The organism is Actinomycetospora sp. CA-084318 (assembly GCF_050955885.1).
Lineage (GTDB): Bacteria > Actinomycetota > Actinomycetes > Mycobacteriales > Pseudonocardiaceae > Actinomycetospora.
This window is the reverse complement of the sequence record NZ_CP192098.1, coordinates 4,831,535-4,853,167: the sequence shown is the minus strand read 5'-3', so window position 1 is coordinate 4,853,167 and position 21,633 is coordinate 4,831,535. Positions and strand designations below refer to the sequence as shown.

The window sequence follows — 21,633 nt, the reverse complement described above, 5'->3', positions numbered from 1 at the left end:
TCCTCGTCGTCTCCTCGGGTCCCGGTGACTCCGCGACCGCAGCAGGCTTCGACCCGGACATCTGAGTAGGAGTCCGCAGCGCGGCTCCGCGTTCCCAACAAGGCCCCGGCCTGACACGGCCGCGGCACGGGCGCCTCGACGATCAGTACAGAGGACTGCCGATCCAGTCGGGGCCAGCCGTAGACACCCGTACCGCGAACCTCACCCCAGACCTCCTGGAGCTGCCACCGACGCTAGATGTCGGGGGTCGCCGCTACCGTCCGCGGCATGCTCGATCACTTCGGGGTCCCGGTCGCCGACGTCGACGCCGCCGTGGCCCGCTACCTGCAGATCTTCGCGCCCCTCGGGTTCACCGAGGCGATGCGCATCCCGCACCAGGGGAGCGCCGTCGTCGGGCTCGCCGGGGCCGCCGGGGTGCCGCAGTTCTGGCTCAGCCCGGGCGGGCCGGTGGACCGGGAGCTGCACATCGCGTTCTCGGCGCCGGACCGCGCGGCGGTCGACGCCGTGCACGAGGCGGCCGTGGCCGCCGGGGTGGAGGTGCTGCACGCCCCGCGCGAGTGGCCCGAGTACCACCCGGGCTACTACGGGGTGTTCCTGCGCGACCCCGACGGGCACAACGTCGAGGCCGTGCACCACGGCTTCTAGGGGCCCGCAGGGGGCTCCTAGGCCTGGTCGCTCTCGTCGTCGATCGTGTCCGGCTCGACGCCGAGGTACTCCGCCACCTGCTCCACGAGCACGTCGTGCAGCAGGTCGGCGAGGTCCTCGCCGTCGAGTGCGCGCGCCTCGAGCGGGCGGCGGTAGAGCACGATGCGGGCGCGGGTGGGCGCGCCGCGCCGGTCCACGCCGGCCGGAACGAGCCGGGCGAGCGGGATGTCGCCGTCGCCCACCACGCCGTCGTCGTCGGGCGCGGGGGTCGACACGTCGGGCACGTCGTCGACGGCGACGTCCAGGTCCTCGAGCTCGGCGCCCCACCGGTCCTCGATGGGCTCCAGGGCCTCGAGCACCACGGCGTCGAACCGCTCCGCGCGCGTGCGCGCCGCGGGCGCGCCCGCGGGGTAGAGCGGCGCCCGCATGCCGCGGCCCCGCCGGTCGCGCCGTCGCGGCGACCGGCCCGGCTGGGCGCCGCCCGTCCGCGTCCCGCCCGAGCGCCCGCCGATGCGGGTACCACCCCTCGCCATGAGCGGCGAGCCTACGCCCTCGCACCCGTCGGTCGAGGTCACGGCGGGCACACCCGCGCCCGCCGCCGGCGCGAGGGGCGCACCAGGCAGCCCGCGAGGCGGTCCCGCATGTCTCCTGTCCCTCTCGCCGGCGAGGTGGGGGAGGGGCGGCGCGGGGATGCCGCCCGGCGCGGACCCGCGGTTCACCCGACGCGCCGAGCGAGCCTGCGCGACGGCGGGCACGGGCGGCGTCTATCGTCTCCTCCCGTGCGAGGAGTACGGAAGTGCTCACGGACCGGGTGCGGCCGTGCGGCCGTGGCCACGTTGACGTACGTCTACTCCGATTCGACGGCCGTCGTGGGTCCGTTGGCGACCAGTGCGGAGCCGCACTCGTACGACCTCTGCGAGTTCCACGCCCTGCGCCTCACCGCTCCCCGTGGGTGGGAGGTCGTGCGCTACGAGGGCGAGTTCCCCTCGGAGCCGAGCGCGGACGACCTGACCGCGCTGGCCGAGGCCGTGCGCGAGGCCGGCCGGGCCGAGCCGCCGACGGAGGCCGTCGGCCTGGGCGCCGTGGCCGGCACCGGGCGCCGTGGGCACCTCCGGGTGCTGCCCGACCCGTCCACGTCCTGACGCGCCGGGCCACCCCATCGGGTGGCCGCCGAGCCGCACGCCGTCGGACCCGGCCGATACGCTGCCGGGCGTGAGCAGTTCAGCAGCCACCGAGTCCGCGCAGGCCGCCCGTTCCCGCGTCATCGGCCAGGTGATCAAGGCCTACGACGTCCGGGGTCTGGTCGGCGAGCAGCTCGACGCCGCGTTCGTGCGCGACGTGGGTGCCGCCTTCGCCGAGCTGCTGACCTCCGAGGCCGGCGGGCCGCCCGCGAACGGCATCGTCGTCGGCCACGACATGCGCGACTCGTCGCCCGAGCTCGCCGCGGCCTTCGCCGAGGGCGTCACCGGCCGCGGCGTCGACGTCGTCGAGATCGGGCTGGCCAGCACCGACATGCTCTACTACGCCTCCGGCGTGCTCGACGCCCCCGGCGCCATGTTCACCGCGAGCCACAACCCGGCGACCTACAACGGCATCAAGCTCTGCCGCGCCGGCGCGAGCCCCGTCGGGCAGGACACCGGCCTCGACGACATCGCCGCGATGCTCGACCGCGGGCCCGGCGAGGTCCCCGGCTCCGCCGCCACCCCGGGCACCGTGCGGCAGCAGGAGATGCGCGAGGGGTACGCGGAGTACCTGCGCGGCCTGGTCGACCTGTCGGGCATCCGGCCGCTGTCGATCGTGGTCGACGCCGGCAACGGGATGGCCGGCTACACCGTGCCCGCGGTGCTCGACCCGCTGCCGATCGACGTGCACCCGCTCTACTTCGAGCTCGACGGCACGTTCCCCAACCACGAGGCCAACCCGCTCGACCCGGACAACCTGGTCGACCTGCAGCGCGAGGTCTCCAACCTCGGCCACGCCGACGCCGGACTCGCGTTCGACGGTGACGCCGACCGCGTCTTCCTCGTCGACGAGCGCGGCGAGGCCGTCAGCCCGAGCGCGATCACCGCGCTGGTCGCCACCCGCGAGCTGGCCAAGGAGCCGGGCTCCACGATCATCCACAACCTGATCACCTCGCGGGCCGTGCCGGAGATCGTCACCGAGGCGGGCGGCAAGCCCGTCCGCACGCGGGTCGGCCACTCGTTCATCAAGGCGACGATGGCCCAGACCGGCGCGATCTTCGGTGGCGAGCACTCGGCGCACTACTACTTCCGTGACTTCTTCCGGGCCGACTCGGGGATGCTCGCGGCGCTGCACGTCCTCGCCGCCCTCGGCGGGCAGGACCGGCCGCTCTCGGAGCTCATGGCGCAGTACTCGCGCTACGCCGCCTCCGGCGAGGTCAACTCGACGGTGGAGGACCCGCGGGCCAGGATGGCGGAGGTGGAGCAGCTCTACGCCGACCGGGACGACGTCACCACCGACACCCTCGACGGGCTGACGGTGCAGTTCGGCAACGGCGACTGGTTCAACCTGCGTCCCTCCAACACCGAGCCGCTGCTGCGCCTCAACGTGGAGGCCTCGGACGCCGACGCGGTGGCCGCGCTGCGCGACGAGGTGCTCGCGGTGGTGCGGCGATGAGCACCGCCGGCCCGCTCGGGCTCGACCCGGCCCTGCTCGAGATCCTCGCCTGCCCGGCGCCCGACCACGGCGAGCTGCGCCCCGACGTGGAGGCGTCCACGCTGACCTGCACGGTCTGCGGGCGGACGTACCCGGTCACCGACGGCATCCCCGTGCTGCTGCTCTCCGAGGCCGCGAACGGCCCCGACGCGGGTCCGGACGGCGGGTCGAGCGACACCGCGGGCGGGTGAGCGCGGTGCTCGACGAGGCACTGCTCGACGACACCGGCCGCCTGCTCGACGCCGACCGGGCCGGCGTGCTGCGCGCCGCCGCGACCGCGGGCGCCCAGGTCCGCGCGACGTGGGCGGCCGCGCAGGAGGCCGGGCTCGCCACGCTCGAGGGGCTGCGGCCGCGGGCTCTCGTCCTGCTCGCCCGGCCGGGCCCGGAACGCGCGAGCGCGGAGATCACCGCCGCGCTGCTCGAGCCGACCTGCCCGTGCCCGGTGGTGGTCACGGGCACCGCGCCGCCCTGGCTCGGCCCGCTCGACGTCGTGGTGGTGTCCCACCGCGGATCGGAGCAGGACCCGGCCGACGCCGTGATCGCCGAGGCCGTGGACCGTGCCGTTCGCCGCAACGCCTCCGTCGTGCTCACCGGGCCGCCGGACGGTCCGGCCGTCGCGGCCGCCGCCGGGCGCGCCATCCAGGTGAGCCCGCGCGTCCCGGTGCTGGACGGGCTCGCTGCCGCGACCGACCTCGCCGCCGCCTACGCGACGGCCCGCGCGCTGGACCTGCTCGACGTCGACGGCGAGGCGCTCGCCGACCGGCTCGACGACGAGGCCGAGCGCAGCGGCCCGCGGCACGAGGCGTTCGTCGCCCCGGCCAAGGCGCTCGCGCTCCGGCTGGCCGAGCACACCCCGCTGCTGTGGGGCACCGACGCGACCGCCGTCGCCGTCGCCGGGTACGGAGCCGCGGCGCTGGCCGCGCACGCCGGCGTCGTCGCCCACGCGGGCGGGCTGAGCGGGGCGGTCGGCGTTCCGGCCCTGGCCGCCCGGCTCGACGGCGGCACCGGCGTCGACTCGATCTTCGCCGACCCGTTCGACGACCCCGGCCCCGACGGTCCGCCACCGCGGCTCGTCGTCGTGAACGTGGCCGAGGACGTCCCGACACGACGGCTGGCCCAGGACGCCGAACGGCGCTGGCCGGCCGCGGACACCCTCGAGCTCGACGACCTCGAGCTCGCCGGGCCCGGTGTCGGCCGGGACGCGGTACGGGCCGGTGTGCTCGCGCTGCGGCTCGACCTGGCGGCGCTCTACCTCGGTCTCGCGACCGGCTCGCTGGGCGCCGACCCGGAGCCCGGGCGGAGTCCGGGCGCGGTCCCCGGTATCGGGGCCTGAACACCGGGGCGCTCGAGACCGTGGCGCCCGACGGAGACGGGCCGGCCGTGGGCCCGCCACCCGCGCATCCACGCCCATCCATGCCCGACCACGCCACGGCGGACGACTCAGGGGGACCGAAGCGGTGGAACTGCTCGAGGGGACGGTGCGGCCGTACGCCTGGGGGTCGCGCACCCACATCCCGGCCCTGCTCGGCGAGCCCGTCCCGTCGCCGCACCCGCAGGCCGAGCTGTGGTTCGGCGCGCACGTGGACGACCCGTCCCGCCTGCCCGGCGGTCGGACGCTGCTGCACGCGATCACCGACGACCCGGAGGGCGCGTTCGGCGCCGAGCGCGCCGAGCACTGGGGCGGCCGGTTGCCGTTCCTGCTCAAGGTGCTCGCCGCCGAGGAACCGCTCTCGCTGCAGACGCACCCCTCGGCCGAGCAGGCCGTGGCCGGGTTCGCCCGTGAGGAGGCCGCCGGCCTCCCGCGGACGGCGTCGACGCGGAACTACCGCGACGCGCTGCCCAAGCCGGAGATCCTCTGCGCGCTCGAGGAGTTCCACGCCCTCGCCGGGTTCCGCGACGCCCGGGTGACGCTGCGGCTGATGCGGGCCCTCGACGTGCCCGGACTGCGCCACCACACCGAGCTGCTCGCCGCACAGCCCGACCCGGACGGCCTGCGCGCCGTGTTCACCACCTGGATCACGCTGCCCCAGCGCGCGGTCGACCAGCTCGTGCCCGAGCTGCTGGACGCCTGCGTCACGCTGCTCAAGAGCGGCACCGACGAGTTCGACCGCGAGGTCCGGACGCTGCTCGACCTCGGCGAGCGCTACCCCGGCGACGCCGGCGTCCTCGCCGCGCTGCTGCTCAACCGCGTGGTGCTCGCCGAGGGCGAGTGCCTGTTCCAGCCCGCCGGCTCGCCGCACGCCTACCTGTCGGGCTGCGGTGTCGAGCTCATGGCGAACTCCGACAACGTGCTGCGCGCCGGTCTCACGCCCAAGCACGTCGACGTGCCCGAGCTGCTGCGCATCCTGGACTTCCGCTGCGGTCCGCCGACGCTGCTGCGCCCGGAGACGGACGGTCCGCGCTCGGTGTTCCACGCCCCGAGCGAGTACTTCCGGCTGGTGCGGCTGGATCTTCCCGACGACGGCGCCGCGGACGTCGGCATCGACGGGCCCCGGATCGCGGTGGTGGTCCGCGGCCAGGTGCAGCTGGAGGGCGCGGGCGGCACGCTCACCGTCCCCCAGGGCCGCGCGGTGTGGCTGCCCTCGGCCGACCGCTCGGTGGAGGTGGCCGCCGTCGACGGCCCGGCCCTGGTGTTCGTCGCCGGCGACGGTCGGCCCGGGCGGTAGTCCGCGCAACAGGTTGCTACCAGTCGCCGCATCGACACGACGAGTGTCGGTGTCCCCCGATAGGGTCCCCGCCACCACACAAGAAGCTGACAGCGAGAGGGGGCCGGGCCATGGCGACGACCACGCCTTCGCCGCGCACGAACAGCCTGTTCCGCACCAAGTCGGTCGAGCAGTCGATCCGCGACACCGACGAACCGGACAGCAAGCTGCGTCGGGAGCTCGGCGCGCTCGACCTGACCGTCTTCGGCGTCGCGGTGCTGATCGGCGCCGGCATCTTCACGATCACGGCGCGCGTCGCCGGGGACATCACCGGACCCGCCGTCGCGATCTCGTTCGTCATCGCCGCGATCGCCTGTGGCTTCGCCGGCCTCTGCTACGCCGAGTTCGCCTCGACGGTGCCGGTGGCGGGCAGCGCCTACACGTTCTCCTACGCGACCTTCGGTGAGTTCATCGCCTGGATCATCGGGTGGGACCTCGTGCTGGAGTACGCCCTCGGCGCGGCGGTGGTCTCCACCAGCTGGGCGAAGTACCTGGGGCAGCTGTTCACCGGCGACGGCACCGCCGCGACGGTCTCCATCGGCGGGCTCGCCGTCGACTGGGGCGCGATGCTGATCATCGCGATCCTCACCGTGGTCCTCGTGCTCGGCATCAAGCTCTCCAGCACCGTCTCGAGCGTCATGACGGCGGTCAAGGTCGGCGTGGTGCTGCTCGTGATCGTCGTCGGCGCCTTCTACATCCGGTCGGCCAACTACTCGCCGTTCATCCCGCCGCCCGGGGGCGAGCAGGAGAGCGGGGGCGGCATCAAGTCCTCGCTGCTCTCGCTGATCGCGGGCAGCGACGGCTCGACCTACGGCATCTACGGCCTGCTCGCCGGCGCCTCGCTGGTGTTCTTCGCGTTCATCGGGTTCGACGCGGTGTCCACCACGGCGGAGGAGACGAAGAACCCGCAGAAGGACCTCCCGCGGGGCATCCTCGGCTCGCTCGGCGTCGTCACCGTGCTCTACGTCGCGACGTCGCTGGTGCTGGTCGGCATGGTCAGCTACACCCAGCTGCAGACCGGCCCGAACGGCGACTCGGCCACCCTGTCCACGGCGTTCTCGATCGTCGGGGCGAACTGGGCGTCGACGATCATCGAGGTCGGGGCACTGGCCGGCCTCACCACGGTCGTCATGGTGCTGATGCTCGGCCAGAGCCGCGTGTTCTACGCGATGGCGCGCGACGGGCTGCTCCCGCGGAACCTCGCGAAGACCGGGTCGCGGGGCACCCCCGTCACCATCACGATCATCATCGGCGTGCTGTGCGCGGTGCTCGCCGGCTTCTTCCCGGCCGACGAGCTGGAGTCGATGGTCAACATCGGCACGCTGTTCGCGTTCGTGCTCGTCGCGATCGGCACCTGGGTCCTGCGCAAGCAGCAGCCCGACCTGCCCCGCAGCTTCGTCGTGAAGGGCCTGCCGATCGTGGCGACCCTCGCCGTGATCTCCTGCCTCTGGCTGATGATCAACCTGACCGTCGAGACCTGGATCCGGTTCATCGGCTGGATGGTGCTCGGCGTGATCATCTACTTCGCCTACTCGCGGCGGAACTCGGTGCTCGGCAAGCGCGAGCGCGGCGAGCTGCCGGAGACCACGGGTACTCCGCAGGCCTAGACCGAGCGAGCGGCACTCTCGCGCACATAGATGATGCGAGAGTGCCGCTCGTTCGTCGGCGGTCAGCCCTTCTCGGCCGCGAACTTCTCGCGCAGCGTCTTCTTGGAGAACTTGCCCGTCGAGGTCTTGGGCACCTCGTCGATGAAGACGACGTCGTCGGGGATCTGCCACTTCGCGACCTTCGTCGCCAGGTACTCCTTGACCTGCTCGGCGGTCAGCTCGGCGCCGTCGCGGATCACGACGCAGGCCAACGGGCGCTCCGACCACTTCTCGTCGGGCACCGCGATGACGGCGGCCTCGGCGACCTCGGGCATCCCCATGATCTGGTTCTCCATGTCGACCGAGGAGATCCACTCACCGCCGGACTTGACCAGGTCCTTCGTGCGGTCGACGAGCCGGACGTAGCCGGTCGGGTCGATGATCGCGACGTCCCCGGTGCGCAGCCAGCCGTCGGCGGTGAACTGCTTGCCGCCGTCCTCGTTGCGGTAGTACGACGCCGCGATCCACGGGCCGGCGGCCTGCAGCTCGCCGGAGGAGGAGCCGTCCCACGGGACGATGTCGCCGGTGTCGGGGTCGGCGAGGCGGAGGTCGACCAGCGGGGTTACCTGGCCCTGCGTGGCGCGGACGTCGGCGAGCTCGTCGTCGGACAGGCCGTCGTGGATCGAGCGGAGCATGCCCGTCGTCGCGATCGGGCTCGTCTCCGTCATGCCCCAGGCCTGCGTGATCGGCAGACCGATCTTCTCCCGCCAGCCCTCGGAGAGCGAACGCGGCACGGCCGACCCGCCGCACAGCACCAGGCGCAGGTGCGGGACGTCGGCCCGCTCGAGCTCGGGCAACACGCCCATCCAGATGGTGGGGACGCCGGCGGTGAGGGTGACGTCGTGGTCGCGCAGCATCCCGGCGATCGCCTTCGGCACCATGTTCGGGCCGGGCATCACCAGCGACGCGCCGCAGAACACCGCCGCGTACGGCGTGCCCCAGGCGTTGGCGTGGAACATCGGGACGATCGGCAGCAGGACGTCCCGCTCGACCAGCCCGGCCACGTCCGCCATGAGCAGCGCGATCGAGTGCAGCACCGTCGAGCGGTGCGAGTAGACGACGCCCTTGGGGTTGCCGGTGGTGCCGGACGTGTAGCACATGGCGGCGGCGCGGTTCTCGTCCGCGACCTCGAAGGTCCCGGCGAACGGCTCGACGGAGGCGAGCAGCTCCGCGTGGTCGACGATCCGCTCGTCGGCGGGGACCTCGGTGTCGGCGCCGTCGTCGATGACGACGAACTTCTTCACGTTCGGCATCTGGTCGGCGAGCGGCCAGATCATCCCGAACAGCGCGCGCTCGACGAAGATCACCTCGTCGTCGGCGTGGTTGACGATGTAGACCAGCTGCTCGGGGAAGAGCCGGATGTTCAGCGTGTGCAGCACGCGACCGGTGCAGGGCACCGCGAAGTAGAGCTCGAGGTGGGTCGGGGTGTTCCAGCAGAAGGTGCCGACGCGGGCGTCCTCGGCCACGCCGAGCGCGTCGAGGGCGGCGGCGGTGCGCCGGACGCGCTGCGCCCAGTCCGCGTAGGTGGCGGTGCTGACGGCACCCCCGACCCCGATTCCGGTGATCTGCTTGTGGCCGAACATCTGCTCGGCCCGGTGGAAGACGTGGGGCAGGGCGAGGGGACGGTTCTGCATCTGTCCGAGCACGGGTGCGGCCTTCCTGAGCTGCATCGACGATGGCGGGAGCGCCGAGCCTACGGTGGTTGTGGCGGCGGTCATACCGTTCGCGTCCGCACGCGGTCCTGTGACCGGATCCACTGTGACCCGGACGACGATCGAGGACTACCGGGCATCCACCTGCGGGGACATTGCGCGGTCGGGCGGAGTCCTCCCGGTTCGCCTTGACCGCCCCCGGGACCTGTGTGAATCTCGGACTACGGCAATCGACGCACGTGACGTGCGACGGAGCCGCCGAGTGGCGCTGCAACGGGCCTCGCGCCCGCCACGCTCGGCGGATTCCGCACCATCGCAAGGGCGCCTCAGGACGGTGGACGACCGTGCCCGGGGTCCGGCGGTGAGCCGGGCCCACGACCGGCCGGTCTCCTCCCAACGACGAGCGGACGAGGAGTCATGGCAGCAGTAGGTACCACGCACGAGAAGTACGCCGAGAAGAACGGGATCGACTTCGCGGTCGCCGACCTCTCGCAGGCCGACTTCGGCCGCCGCGAGATCCGGCTGGCTGAGCACGAGATGCCGGGCCTGATGGCCCTGCGGCGCGAGTACGCCGAGGCCAAGCCGCTGCACGGCGCCCGCGTCTCCGGCTCGCTGCACATGACGATCCAGACCGCGGTCCTCATCGAGACCCTGGTCGAGCTCGGCGCCGAGGTCCGCTGGGCCTCCTGCAACATCTTCTCCACCCAGGACCACGCGGCCGCCGCGGTCGTCGTCGGCCCGCACGGGACCCCGGAGGAGCCGAAGGGCATCTCCTGTTTCGCCTGGAAGGGCGAGACGCTGGAGGAGTACTGGTGGTGCGCCGAGCAGATGCTCGCGTGGCGTGACGCCGACACCCGCGGCCCGAACATGATCCTGGACGACGGTGGCGACGCCACCATGCTCGTCCACAAGGGTGTCGAGTTCGAGCAGGCCGGCGTGGTGCCGACCACCTCCGACGAGGACCCGGCCGAGTACGGCGTCGTCCTCGAGACGCTGCGTCGCTCGCTCGCCGAGGACCCGCAGCACTGGACCAAGGTCGCGTCCGGCATCAAGGGCGTCACCGAGGAGACCACGACCGGCGTCCACCGCCTGTACGAGTTCTTCGAGCAGGACAAGCTCCTGTTCCCGGCGATCAACGTCAACGACTCGGTCACCAAGTCGAAGTTCGACAACAAGTACGGCTGCCGCCACTCGCTGGTCGACGGCATCAACCGTGCGGTCGACGTGCTGATCTCCGGCAAGAAGGCCGTCATCTGCGGCTACGGCGACGTCGGCAAGGGCTCGGCGGAGTCGCTCGCCGGCCAGGGCGCCCGCGTGACGATCACCGAGTCGGACCCGATCTGCGCGCTCCAGGCGCTCATGGAGGGCTACGACGTCCAGACCCTCGACAACGTGATCGAGAGCGCCGACATCGTCATCACGACGACCGGCAACAAGGACATCGTCACGCTCGACCACATGAAGCGGATGAAGCACCAGGCGATCCTGGGCAACATCGGCCACTTCGACAACGAGATCCAGATGGAGAAGCTGGAGCGCTCGGGCGAGGCGCAGCGGCTGAACATCAAGCCGCAGGTCGACGAGTGGCGCTTCTCCGACGGCCACTCGATCATCATCCTGAGCGAGGGCCGGCTGCTGAACCTCGGCAACGCCACGGGCCACCCGAGCTTCGTCATGTCGAACTCGTTCGCGAACCAGACGATCGCGCAGATCGAGATCTTCACCAAGCCCGGTGAGTACCCGATCGGCGTCTACCGGCTGCCGAAGCACCTGGACGAGAAGGTCGCGAAGGTGCACGTCGAGGCGCTGGGCGGCGAGCTGACCAAGCTCACCAAGGACCAGGCCGAGTACATCGGTGTCGACGTCGAGGGCCCGTACAAGCCGGAGCACTACCGGTACTGATCGGTCGCGGCTGGCGGACACGGTGGTCAGCGCTCGTACCTCGCGCTGCTCCACGGTCCGCGCCGCGCAGGTCCTGACCTCGGAGGGCCCCGCCGCCACGTGCGACGGGGCCCTCCGTCGTGTCCGGCCCTGGTCGGCGAGGGTGACGTGGGGCAGGTTCCGGGGCCATCCGCGCTGCCTGGTGTGCACCTCGCCGCGGGCGGGCCAGGGTGCCGTTCCGCGAGGGTGACGTAGGGCAGGTTCCGGGGCCGCTCGCGCTGCCTGGTGTGCATCTCGCGGGTCCCGCACCCCGGTCACACTGCGTCCCTGGCTAGCGTGGCCCTTCGTGGGTGTTCTGGTGGCCGTCGAGGGGCTGGACGGGGCGGGCAAGGCGACCCTGGTGGGCGCACTGCGCCGGTCGGCCGAGGCCCGCGGCGCGACCGTCGGCACGATCGCCTTCCCCCGCTACGACGACGACGTCCACGCCGAGCTCGCCGGCGAGGCGCTCCGCGGCGGGCACGGCGACACCGGGGCCTCCGTGCACGCGATGGCGCTGCTGTTCGCGCTCGACCGGCGGGCGGCCCGCGAGGAGCTCGCCACCCGCCGCCGGGACCACGACCTGCTCCTGGTCGACCGGTACGTCGCCTCGAACGCGGCCTACGGCTCGGCCCGGCTCCACGAGAGCCTCGGCGCCTTCGCGCAGTGGGTGCACGACACCGAGATCGAGCGGTTCGGCCTGCCCGTGCCGGACGCCCAGGTGCTGATCCGCGTGCCGCCGGACCTCGCCGCGCAGCGGGTCCGCGATCGGGCGGCGGCGCAGCCCGACCGCGCGGCGGACGGGTTCGAGGCCGACGCCGCCCTGCAGGGTCGCTGCGCCGCGGTCTACGACGCGCTGGTCACGGAGCAGTGGCTTGCACCCTGGTGGGTGTCGGACAATCGGCAGTCGGGGGACGAAGCGCTCACCCGTACGGCTGACGCCGTGCTGGATGCCGTGCTGGGCGACGCATTCGCTCCCGGATCGTCGGTGAGAAGTGACACCATTGAGACATGAGTTCCCGGATCCTCGTCGTGGACGACGACTCCTCGCTCGCCGAGATGCTGACGATCGTCCTGCAGGGCGAGGGGTTCGAGACGACCGTCGTCTCCGACGGGGCCGAGGCGCTGCCGACCGTCCGGGAGGCGGCCCCGGATCTGGTGCTGCTCGACCTGATGCTGCCGGGCATGAACGGGATCGACGTCTGTCGGGCGATCCGCGCGGAGTCCGGGGTGCCCGTCGTCATGCTGACCGCGAAGACCGACACGGTGGACATCGTGCTCGGGCTGGAGTCGGGCGCGGACGACTACATCGTCAAGCCCTTCAAGCCGAAGGAACTCGTCGCGCGGATCCGGGCCCGGCTGCGGCAGTTCCCGGCCGAGCCGAGCGAGCAGATGCAGATCGGGGACGTGACGATCGACGTGCCGGCGCACCAGGTGCGCCGGGGCGGCACCCCGATCCCGCTCACGCCCCTGGAGTTCGACCTGCTCGTCGCGCTGGCGCGCAAGCCGCGGCAGGTGTTCACCCGCGAGGTGCTGCTCGAGCAGGTGTGGGGTTACCGGCACGCCGCCGACACGCGGCTGGTGAACGTCCACGTGCAGCGGCTGCGTTCCAAGGTGGAGAAGGACCCGGAGCACCCCGAGGTGGTCCTCACGGTGCGCGGCGTCGGCTACAAGGCCGGGCCGCCCTGATCGGTGTGATCGGCAGGGTCCGTGGCTGAGCGTCTCGCCGGGCTCCGGCGCCGCGCGGAGCTGGCCCTCGCCGAACGGGTCGGCGCCGTGCGCGTGCTGTGGCGGCGCTCGATGCAGCTGCGGGTCGTGCTGTCGACGGTCGCGATGTCCACCGTCGTGGTCCTCGTGCTCGGGCTCGTGCTGCAGACCCAGATCGCCGACCGGCTGCTCGAGGGCAAGGAGCAGGCCGCCCTGGTGCAGGCCGACATCAGCCGCGGGAACCTGGAGCGCGACCTCGCCCGCGTCGACCCCGACCGCGACGGCACCCAGGCCACGCTCGACGAGGCCCTCGACGGCCTGACGTCGTCCGGCTCGGGTTCCGACCGGGACGCCGGGGCGTTCGAGGCGGTCCTCGTCGCGGGCACCGAGGCCATCGGGACGCCGGGCGCCACGGGCGGCGGCGGCTCCGGCACCGACCCGTCGTCGGGACCCTCGAGCGTGGTGCCCCCGCAGCTGCGCGCGCCGGTGCTCAAGGGGTTCCTCGCCACCAAGTACGTCACCGTCAGCCAGGGCGGGCGGCCGGACGTGCCCGCCTACGTCGTCGGGCAGCCGGTGCGGACCGCGGGCCGGAACCTGCAGCTCTACCTGATCTTCCCGCTCTCGGCCGAGCAGCGGACGCTCGCGCTGATCCAGTCGACGCTGGCCCTGGCCGGGCTGGCGCTGCTGGGCCTGCTCGCGGGCATCTCGAGCATCGTCACGCGCCAGGTCGTGCGGCCGGTCCGCCAGGCGGCCGACGTCGCGGAGCGGTTCGCGGACGGGCACCTCGACGAGCGGATGCCGGTCTACGGCGACGACGAGGTCGCGCGGCTCGCCGAGTCCTACAACGAGATGGCCGCGAGCATCCAGCAGCAGATCCACCAGCTCGAGGAGTTCGGGGCCCTGCAGCGGCGGTTCACCTCCGACGTCAGCCACGAGCTGCGGACCCCGCTGACGACGGTGCGCATGGCGGCCGAGGTGCTGCACGCGCAGGCCGAGGACATGGATCGAATCGCCCAGCGGTCCGCCCAGCTGCTGGTCGACGAGCTGGACCGCTTCGAGTCGCTGCTCGGCGACCTGCTCGAGATCAGCCGGCTCGACGCCGGGGTGGCCGAGCTCGCCGTCGAGCGGGTCGACGTGCGCGACGTGGTGCGCCGCGCGGGCGAGACCGTGCGGCACCTCGTCGACGAGACCGCGACCCCGCTGCTGCTCGACCTCACCGAGCCCGCGGAGGCCGAGGTCGACCCCCGACGCGTCGAGCGCATCCTGCGCAACCTGCTGGCCAACGCCATCGACCACGGCGAGAGCCGCCCCGTGGAGGTCCGGGTGGCCGCCGACGACCACGCCGTGGCGGTGGTGGTGCGCGACCACGGGATCGGGCTCAAGCCCGGCGAGGCGGGCCTCGTCTTCAACCGGTTCTGGCGGGCCGACCCCTCCCGCCAGCGCCGCAGCGGCGGCACCGGCCTGGGTCTCGCGATCAGTCTCGAGGACGCGCGCCTGCAGGGCGGCTGGCTGCAGGCGTGGGGCGAGTCCGACCACGGGGCGGTGTTCCGGCTGACGCTGCCGCGCACCGCGGGCGATCTGCTGCGCACGAGCCCGCTGCCGCTCATCCCCGTCTCCGCCGCCCCCGCGGAGGCCGAGCCGGGCATCCACGAGGCGGCCGGCACCACGGGCACGGCGCTGCCGCCGCCGGAGACCGGCGAGTTCGCGGTGGTCGTGCCCGAGGAGTTCCCGGAGCCGTCGTCGGGGGCGTCGTCGGGGTCGTCGTCGGGACCGGAGACGGAGCGCAGCGGAGCTCGACCCCCGGGACTGCCCGAGGACCCCCGATGACGCCGTCCCGACGACGACTGCTCGCGGCGGTCCTCGGGCTGGTGGCGTTGCTCCTCGCCGGCTGCGCGACGGTGCCGGGCTCGTCCGACGTGACCGTGCTGCGCCGGGTCGGCGACCCCGCCGAACCCTCCGCCCCGCCCGGGCCGGCGCGCGGTGCCGGACCCCTCGAGATCGTCCGCGGCTGGATCCTCGCCTCGGGCTCGACGGCCGAACGCCACAGCGCGGCGCGGGCCTACCTCGCGCCGGCCACCGCCGGCAGCTGGGACGACGGCGCCTCCCCGACCGTGGTGTCCGACCGCGTGGACACGACCTTCGTGACGGGCAGCGGCCAGTCGCCGGACGCGTCCGTGCGGGTGCGGGCGGACAAGCTCGGCACCCTCCGGCCCGACGGGGCGTTCGTGGCCGACCCCGGCACGGTCGACGTGACCGTGCGGCTCACCCAGGACAACGGGGTCTGGCGCATCGCCGACCTGCCGCCGGGGACGATCGTGCGCCGTACCGACCTCCGGGCGAACACCCGGCCGGTGCGGATCTGGTTCCTCGCGGCCGTGGGCGGGGCGCCGGTGGGGGAGACCCGCTACCTCGCGACCAGCCCCGCGCGCTCGGTGGCCTCCCGGGTGCTCGACGAACTCCTCTCCGGGCCTTCCGACGACCTGCGCGGCGCGGCGTTGTCGGCCCTGCCGCCCGGCGCGATGCTGCGTTCCGCGGTGGGCACCAGCCCGGACGGCGTGACCACCGTCGACCTCACCCGGATCGGTCCGGTCGACGCGCTCGACGAGGGCCGCCGCACCGAGATCGCCCAGCAGATCGTGCTGACGCTCGCCGGGGTCGGCATCGACCGGGTCGCGCCGAGCGTGGACGGTGAACCGCTCGTCGCGGGACGGACCGAGCTCGGCGTCGCCGACGTCCTCGCCGCCCTGCCGCCGCTCGTGCGCGAGCGCCGCGACCTGCCCAGCGACAGCGCGTCGTCGCGGGCGGTGACCCCGCCCGCCGTCGTGGTGACCGGCGGGCGGGTGCTGACCGTCCCGGAGAACCCGACCGCGGCGAGCTCGGGCGGCCCCGACCTGGTCACCGGCGTGACCGACGCGCGGAGCGCGAGCCTCTCGCCCGACGGGCGCGACGTGGCGGTGGTGGGCAACGGGCCCGACGGGATGCGGCTGTGGGTGGGACGGTCCGGTGCGGCGGCCACCCCGAGCCCGGTCGCCGGACAGTTCGTCGGCCGGCCCTCGTGGACCCCGGACGGCAGCGAGGTGTGGACGGTGGTGGACGGCCGGCCGGTCCGCGCGGCCCGCGCCGACGGGGTGCTGACCCCGGTCGCGCTCGACACCTCGACGCTCGCGGGCTACGGACCGCCGACGACGCTGCGGCTCTCGCCGGACGGGACGAAGGTCGCCCTGGTGGCCGACGGGCGGGTCCTGGTCGCCACCGTCGTGCGCGACACGAGCGGGGGCGCGCGCCTCGGCCCGGTGCGCGTGCTGCGGCCGGGTCCGGTCGGGGAGGCCCTCGCGGGCGTCCTGGACGTCACGTGGTCGCAGACCGACCAGCTGGTGGCGGTCGGGACCGCGCTGGGCCGTCCCGTGCAGATCGCCTCCGTCGACGGCCTGGAGCTCGACAGCCCGACCACCACGAACCTCACCCCGCCGGTCACGGCGGTCGCCGCCGCCCCGGAGCGCCCGACCCTCGTGGTGGACCAGAGCGGACTGTGGTCGCTGCCCGCGAGCGGCGGCGACGTGTGGAGCTCGGTGCCCGGCGGGTCCAACTCGTCGGTCCCCGCCTATCCGGGGTAGTCGGCACCGCCGTCCGCCGTCGTGGCACGGCGAACGGTCCTGCCGCCCGTCCCCAGGGGCCCGTCCGTCCCCAGGGCACCGGGCGTCGCTGGCGGGGGACGGCCCGGGCGGCCGAGCATCGGCGACGTGATCACCGCTGCGTGGCGCGCGCTGCTCGACCTCCTGCTGCCCACCCCGTGCGGGGGCTGTGACGCCGTCGTGGAGCCCGGCCGGGGGCTGTGCGCCGCCTGCCGGGCGGAGCTCGCCCGCCCGGTCCCGACCCCGGAGCTGCCGGGGCTGCCGCCCGCGCTGGCCCTCGCGCCCTACGCCGGGGGCCCGCGGCGGGCGGTGATCGCGTACAAGGAACGCGGGCGGCGCGACCTCGCCGGGCCGCTGGCCGCCGCCCTCGCCGCCGCGCTCGACCAGGCCCTCCCGCGCGGGCCCTGCGTGCTCGTGCCGGCGCCGTCGCGGCCGGGCGCCGCGCGGGCCCGGGGCGGCGACCACATGCTGCGCCTGGCCCGCGCGGTCGCGGCGGGCACCGAGCACGTCGTGCTGCCCGCGCTGGCGCTCTCCTGGCGGGCGCGTGACTCCGTCGGTCTCGACGCCCGGGAACGCGCGGCGAACCTGGCCGCCCACCTGCGGGTCCGGCGCCGCGGCGGGCCGGGCGGGGCCGGCGGCCGGCCGGTGGTCCTGCTCGACGACGTGCTCACCACCGGCGCGACCGCCCGCACCTGTGCCGGGGTCCTCGCGGCCGCCGGCCTGCCGGTCGACCTGGTCCTCGTGATCACGGCCGTCGGCGCCCGACGCCCGGTGGTGCCCGGGGGTCGCCCGACCCGGACGAGCGTCACCCGGACGGGTGCAACCGGCTCCGTGTCCATCCGCCGCGCGCAGGAGTCGAGGGGGGTTCGCCCAACCCGGGAGACGCCCGCGCGACACCTTCCGGCCACCCGCCGGAGTCGCTAGCGTGTCCCCTCTCACCGGTCCGGCGACCGAGAGGAGGCACGAGGAGTCCGACCGCGACGCCACGGGCCTGCTCGGCCGAGTGGCGGCGCTCCTTACTTCCCCCGGGAGTTGATGTGGAGATCGTCATCTGTGGCCGCAACGTCGAGGTCCCGGAGCACTTCCGTGACCACACGACCGAGAAGCTGGCCCGACTCGGACGCTATGACCACAAGGTCATCCGGATGTCCGTCGAGCTCTCGCACGAGAACAACCCGCGTCAGACCAAGACCTGCCAGAGCGTCGAGATCACCGGCCGCGGGCGTGGGCCCGTCGTCCGTGCCGTCGCCAGCGCCGGTGACTTCTACTCCGCCCTCGACCTGGCCATCGGCCGCCTCGAGGAGCGGATGCGCCGTTCCCACGACCGCCGCGTGCACAAGTCGACGCGCCGCAAGGTCGCGGTCGGCGCCGGCGGACCGGGCGAGGAGCTGCCGACCTCCGGCGCCGAGCTCGACGAGGCCCTGCCCGACGCGCTGCGCGAGCCCGGGGAGGACGCGACCGTCCCCGCCGCCCGCGAGGCCCTCGACGACCGCTTCGACCGCGAGGTCGACGGCGACGGCCCCGGACACATCGCCCGCGTCAAGGAGCACGAGGCCGTGCCCATGACCGTCGACGACGCCCTCTCCCAGATGGAGCTGGTGGGGCACGACTTCTTCCTGTTCTCCGACAAGTCCAGCGGACGCCCGAGCGTGGTCTACCGCCGTCACGGCTACGACTACGGCGTCATCCACCTCGTCTGACGTCCCCTCCGCCCGCACGCGGGTGGTCGTCGGGGGTCACGGGGTCCGGTCGGGCGACGACCGGGCCCCGGACCGCTCCGGTGGTGCGCGCTTACCATGGGGTGTGCGCCCACGCACTCCGCGCGAGTGCGCCGGACGCGGGCCGACGACGACGAGGACGAGCGAGGTCACCCATCGTGGTGCTGAACCGACTGCTGCGGGCCGGCGAGGCGAGGACGGTCAAGCGCCTCGGCGCCATCGCGGACTACGTCGACACCTTCGCCGACGAGATCGAGGCGCTCTCCGACGCCGAGCTGCGGGGCAAGACCCAGGAGTTCCGCGAGCGCTACGCCGACGGGGAGTCGCTCGACGACATGCTGGGCGAGGCGTTCGCGGTGGTCCGCGAGGGCGCCCGGCGCACGCTCGGCCAGTACCACTACCGCGTGCAGCTCATGGGCGGCGCGGCGCTCCACCTGGGCAACGTCGCCGAGATGCGCACCGGTGAGGGCAAGACCCTCGTCTCCACGCTGCCCGCGTACCTCAACGGGATCACCGGCGACGGCGTCCACGTCGTCACGACGAACGACTACCTCGCGCGCCGCGACTCCGAGTGGATGGGCCGCGTCCACCGCTTCCTCGGCCTCACCGTCGGCGCGATCTACTCCGAGATGCCGCCCGAGGAGCGCCGCGAGGCGTACAAGGCCGACATCACCTACGGGACGAACAACGAGTTCGGCTTCGACTACCTGCGCGACAACATGGCCTGGTCGAAGGCCGAGTGCGTCCAGCGCGGCCACGTCTTCGCGATCGTCGACGAGGTCGACTCGATCCTGATCGACGAGGCCCGCACGCCGCTGATCATCTCCGGTCCCGCCGAGCAGAGCGCCCGCTGGTACTCGGAGTTCGCCCGCCTCGCGCCGAAGATGACCAAGGACCTGCACTACGAGGTCGACGAGCGCAAGAAGACCGTCGGGGTCACCGAGGACGGCGTCGCCTTCATCGAGGACCAGCTCGGCATCGAGAACCTCTACGAGGCCGCGAACACCCCGCTGGTCGGGTACCTGAACAACGCGATCAAGGTCAAGGAGCTCTTCCTCAAGGACAAGGACTACATCGTCCGCGACGGCGAGGTCCTGATCGTCGACGAGTTCACCGGCCGCGTGCTCGCCGGCCGCCGCTACAACGAGGGCCTGCACCAGGCGATCGAGGCGAAGGAAGGCGTCGAGATCAAGCAGGAGAACCAGACCCTCGCGACGATCACGCTGCAGAACTACTTCCGCCTCTACGAGAAGCTCTCCGGGATGACCGGTACGGCGCAGACCGAGGCCGCGGAGCTCTCCAAGACCTACAAGCTCGGCGTCGTGCCGATCCCCACGAACCGGCCGCCGCAGCGCGTCGACCAGCCCGACCTCGTCTACAAGACCGAGGCCGCGAAGTTCGAGGCCGTCGCCGACGACATCGCCGAGCACTACGAGCGCGGCCAGCCGGTGCTGATCGGCACCACGAGCGTCGAGCGCTCCGAGTACCTGGCGAAGCTGCTCGTGCAGCGCGGCGTCGAGCACTCCGTGCTGAACGCCAAGTTCCACGAGCAGGAGGCCGGGATCATCGCCCAGGCCGGGCGCCGCCGGGCGGTCACGGTCGCGACGAACATGGCCGGTCGAGGGACGGACATCGTCCTCGGCGGCAACCCCGACTTCATCGCCGACCTCGAGCTGCGCGCCAAGGGCCTCGACCCGGTGGAGACCCGCGAGGAGTACGAGGCGGCCTGGGACGACACCCTGGCCCGGGTCAAGGAGGACGTGCGCCGCGAGGGCGAGGAGGTCAAGAAGGCCGGCGGCCTCTACGTCCTCGGCACCGAGCGCCACGAGTCGCGCCGCATCGACAACCAGCTCCGCGGCCGTGCCGGCCGCCAGGGCGACCCCGGTGAGTCGCGCTTCTACCTCTCGCTGGGCGACGAGCTCATGCGCCGGTTCAACGGCGCCATGGTCGAGACGATCATGACGCGGTTCAACCTGCCGGAGGACATGCCCATCGAGGCCAAGATGGTCTCCCGGGCGATCCGCAGCGCGCAGACGCAGGTCGAGCAGCAGAACTTCGAGATCCGCAAGGACATCCTCGAGTACGACGAGGTCATGAACCAGCAGCGCACGGTCGTCTACGACGAGCGTCGCCGCGTGCTCGACGGGGAGAACCTGTCCGAGCAGATGCAGAACATGATCGTCGACGTCGTCACCGCCTACGTCGACGGCGCCACGTCCGAGGGCTACAGCGAGGACTGGGACCTCGAGAAGCTCTGGGAGGGCCTGCGCCAGCTCTACCCGGTGTCGGTGCGGTGGGAGGACGTCGTCGAGGAGCACGACGACATCGACCGCGACCTGCTCGTCGAGATCCTCACCGAGGACGCCCTCGACGCCTACGGGCGTCGTGAGGACGAGATCAACGGCATCGTGCCCGAGGGCGGGATGCGCGAGCTCGAGCGCCAGGTGATCCTCTCGGTGCTGGACCGCAAGTGGCGCGAGCACCTGTACGAGATGGACTACCTCAAGCAGGGCATCGGGCTGCGGGCGATGGCTCAGCGCGACCCGAAGATCGAGTACAAGCGCGAGGGCTTCGAGATGTTCTCCTCCATGATGGAGGGCATCAAGGAGGAGTCCGTCGGCTTCCTGTTCAACCTGACGATCCAGGTCGAGGAGGTCGCGCCGGTCGACGCGGTGCCGGGCGCCAACCCGAACACCGACACGGCGATGCAGCCCGCCATCGCGCCCGAGCCGCCGCAGGACGGCCGCCGGCTCACGACGGCGGGGGCGGCCCCGGTGTCGGCGCCGACCCGTCCGGTGGGTCCGGTCGGCGGACCGCCGCCCGGACGACCCGCGGGCCCGCAGCGGATGGTCCCGCCCGACCCGCGCTCCACCCCGACCACGGCGATCCCCGCGGCCGGGCGGCCCCCGGCCCCGGTCGACCGGCCGTCGCAGCCGAGTGCCCCGCAGCCTCCGGTGCCCACCGGGCGTGCCGGACGCTCCGGGGTGCCGACCGGCCGCCAGGGCCGCCAGGCCCCGCCCGCCGCCGACCCGGCGACGCGGCCGACCGCGGCCGGACCGGCCATGTCGCAGCTGAACGGCGGACCGGGCCCCGACGCCTTCCGCGGCGCCGGGCTCGGCGGGAACCGGCCGCAGCAGCTGAACTACTCCGGGCCCGACGAGGACGGTCGGGCGGCCCCGGCCGGCGGCAACGGCCGTTCCGGCGGACGGCACGCGGGTGGTGCCGGCAATCCGCAGCAGGCCCGCCGGGCCGACACCCCGTCGCGCAACGCCCCGTGCCCGTGCGGCTCGGGTCGCAAGTACAAGCAGTGCCACGGGGCGCCCGCGCGCAGCTGA

At 73.4% G+C, this 21,633-nt stretch carries 17 protein-coding genes; 15 read left to right on the top strand and 2 right to left on the bottom strand.

Annotation, left to right across the window (positions count from 1 at the left end):
• The first annotated feature begins 267 nt into the window (after nt 1-267).
• The gene (locus ACQPYX_RS23625; protein ID WP_433799692.1) at nt 268-645 is read left to right on the top strand and encodes a VOC family protein; all 378 of its coding nucleotides are present in this window, start codon (nt 268-270) and stop codon (nt 643-645) included.
• A 17-nt stretch (nt 646-662) separates the two neighbouring features.
• On the opposite strand, the gene ACQPYX_RS23620 is transcribed toward ACQPYX_RS23625, so the two are convergent.
• A complete protein-coding gene (locus ACQPYX_RS23620) occupies nt 663-1,178 on the bottom strand; it encodes a metallopeptidase family protein (protein WP_433799691.1) in 516 nt (171 codons plus the stop codon).
• Between the two features lie 246 nt (nt 1,179-1,424).
• Between ACQPYX_RS23620 and ACQPYX_RS23615 the strand changes: the two genes are divergently transcribed.
• The 6 genes from ACQPYX_RS23615 (at nt 1,425) to ACQPYX_RS23590 (ending at nt 7,633) form a co-directional block, all read left to right on the top strand.
• Nucleotides 1,425-1,787 (top strand): DUF3499 domain-containing protein, encoded by a 363-nt coding sequence (locus ACQPYX_RS23615; RefSeq protein ID WP_433799690.1) that lies wholly within the window; start codon nt 1,425-1,427, stop codon nt 1,785-1,787.
• Nucleotides 1,788-1,908: 121 nt separating this feature from the next.
• Complete coding sequence (locus ACQPYX_RS23610) at nt 1,909-3,282, top strand: phosphomannomutase/phosphoglucomutase (RefSeq protein WP_433803793.1); 1,374 nt, start codon at nt 1,909-1,911, stop codon at nt 3,280-3,282.
• The gene (locus tag ACQPYX_RS23605) at nt 3,279-3,512 is read left to right on the top strand and encodes a Trm112 family protein (protein WP_433799689.1); all 234 of its coding nucleotides are present in this window, start codon (nt 3,279-3,281) and stop codon (nt 3,510-3,512) included. Before ACQPYX_RS23610 ends, ACQPYX_RS23605 begins: the two co-directional genes overlap by 4 nt.
• Nucleotides 3,509-4,654: a hypothetical protein gene (locus tag ACQPYX_RS23600; RefSeq protein WP_433799688.1), complete on the top strand. Its 1,146-nt coding sequence runs from the start codon at nt 3,509-3,511 to the stop codon at nt 4,652-4,654. The genes ACQPYX_RS23605 and ACQPYX_RS23600 overlap by 4 nt, the downstream gene beginning before the upstream one ends.
• A gap of 124 nt (nt 4,655-4,778) precedes the next feature.
• On the top strand, nt 4,779-5,987 hold the full coding sequence (gene manA / locus ACQPYX_RS23595) for a mannose-6-phosphate isomerase, class I (protein WP_433799687.1): 1,209 nt from the start codon (nt 4,779-4,781) through the stop codon (nt 5,985-5,987).
• Between the two features lie 110 nt (nt 5,988-6,097).
• Entirely contained in the window at nt 6,098-7,633 is a 1,536-nt protein-coding gene (locus tag ACQPYX_RS23590) for an APC family permease (RefSeq protein ID WP_433799686.1), read from the top strand.
• A 62-nt stretch (nt 7,634-7,695) separates the two neighbouring features.
• Here ACQPYX_RS23590 and ACQPYX_RS23585 read toward each other — a convergent pair whose 3' ends face one another.
• Nucleotides 7,696-9,306, bottom strand: coding sequence for a long-chain fatty acid--CoA ligase (locus ACQPYX_RS23585; protein WP_433799685.1), 1,611 nt, complete (start codon nt 9,304-9,306; stop codon nt 7,696-7,698).
• Nucleotides 9,307-9,741: 435 nt separating this feature from the next.
• On the opposite strand from ACQPYX_RS23585, the gene ahcY reads away from it, so the two are divergent.
• The 8 genes from ahcY (at nt 9,742) to secA (ending at nt 21,633) form a co-directional block, all read left to right on the top strand.
• Nucleotides 9,742-11,226: an adenosylhomocysteinase gene (gene ahcY, locus ACQPYX_RS23580; RefSeq protein WP_433799684.1), complete on the top strand. Its 1,485-nt coding sequence runs from the start codon at nt 9,742-9,744 to the stop codon at nt 11,224-11,226.
• Between the two features lie 325 nt (nt 11,227-11,551).
• Nucleotides 11,552-12,256 (top strand): dTMP kinase, encoded by a 705-nt coding sequence (locus tag ACQPYX_RS23575; RefSeq protein ID WP_433799683.1) that lies wholly within the window; start codon nt 11,552-11,554, stop codon nt 12,254-12,256.
• Entirely contained in the window at nt 12,253-12,930 is a 678-nt protein-coding gene (gene mtrA / locus ACQPYX_RS23570) for an MtrAB system response regulator MtrA (protein ID WP_230755297.1), read from the top strand. Before ACQPYX_RS23575 ends, mtrA begins: the two co-directional genes overlap by 4 nt.
• A gap of 21 nt (nt 12,931-12,951) precedes the next feature.
• Nucleotides 12,952-14,775 carry an MtrAB system histidine kinase MtrB gene (gene mtrB / locus ACQPYX_RS23565; RefSeq protein ID WP_433799682.1) on the top strand — a complete coding sequence of 608 codons (1,824 nt, stop codon included), beginning with the start codon at nt 12,952-12,954 and terminating at the stop codon, nt 14,773-14,775.
• Nucleotides 14,772-16,562, top strand: a complete 1,791-nt coding sequence (locus ACQPYX_RS23560; RefSeq protein WP_433799680.1) for an LpqB family beta-propeller domain-containing protein — start codon at nt 14,772-14,774, stop codon at nt 16,560-16,562. Before mtrB ends, ACQPYX_RS23560 begins: the two co-directional genes overlap by 4 nt.
• Before the next feature lie 126 nt (nt 16,563-16,688).
• Nucleotides 16,689-17,504 (top strand): ComF family protein, encoded by an 816-nt coding sequence (locus ACQPYX_RS23555; RefSeq protein WP_433799679.1) that lies wholly within the window; start codon nt 16,689-16,691, stop codon nt 17,502-17,504.
• Between the two features lie 113 nt (nt 17,505-17,617).
• Nucleotides 17,618-18,280 carry a ribosome hibernation-promoting factor, HPF/YfiA family gene (gene hpf / locus ACQPYX_RS23550; RefSeq protein WP_433799678.1) on the top strand — a complete coding sequence of 221 codons (663 nt, stop codon included), beginning with the start codon at nt 17,618-17,620 and terminating at the stop codon, nt 18,278-18,280.
• 176 nt (nt 18,281-18,456) lie between these two features.
• On the top strand, nt 18,457-21,633 hold the full coding sequence (gene secA / locus ACQPYX_RS23545) for a preprotein translocase subunit SecA (protein WP_433799677.1): 3,177 nt from the start codon (nt 18,457-18,459) through the stop codon (nt 21,631-21,633).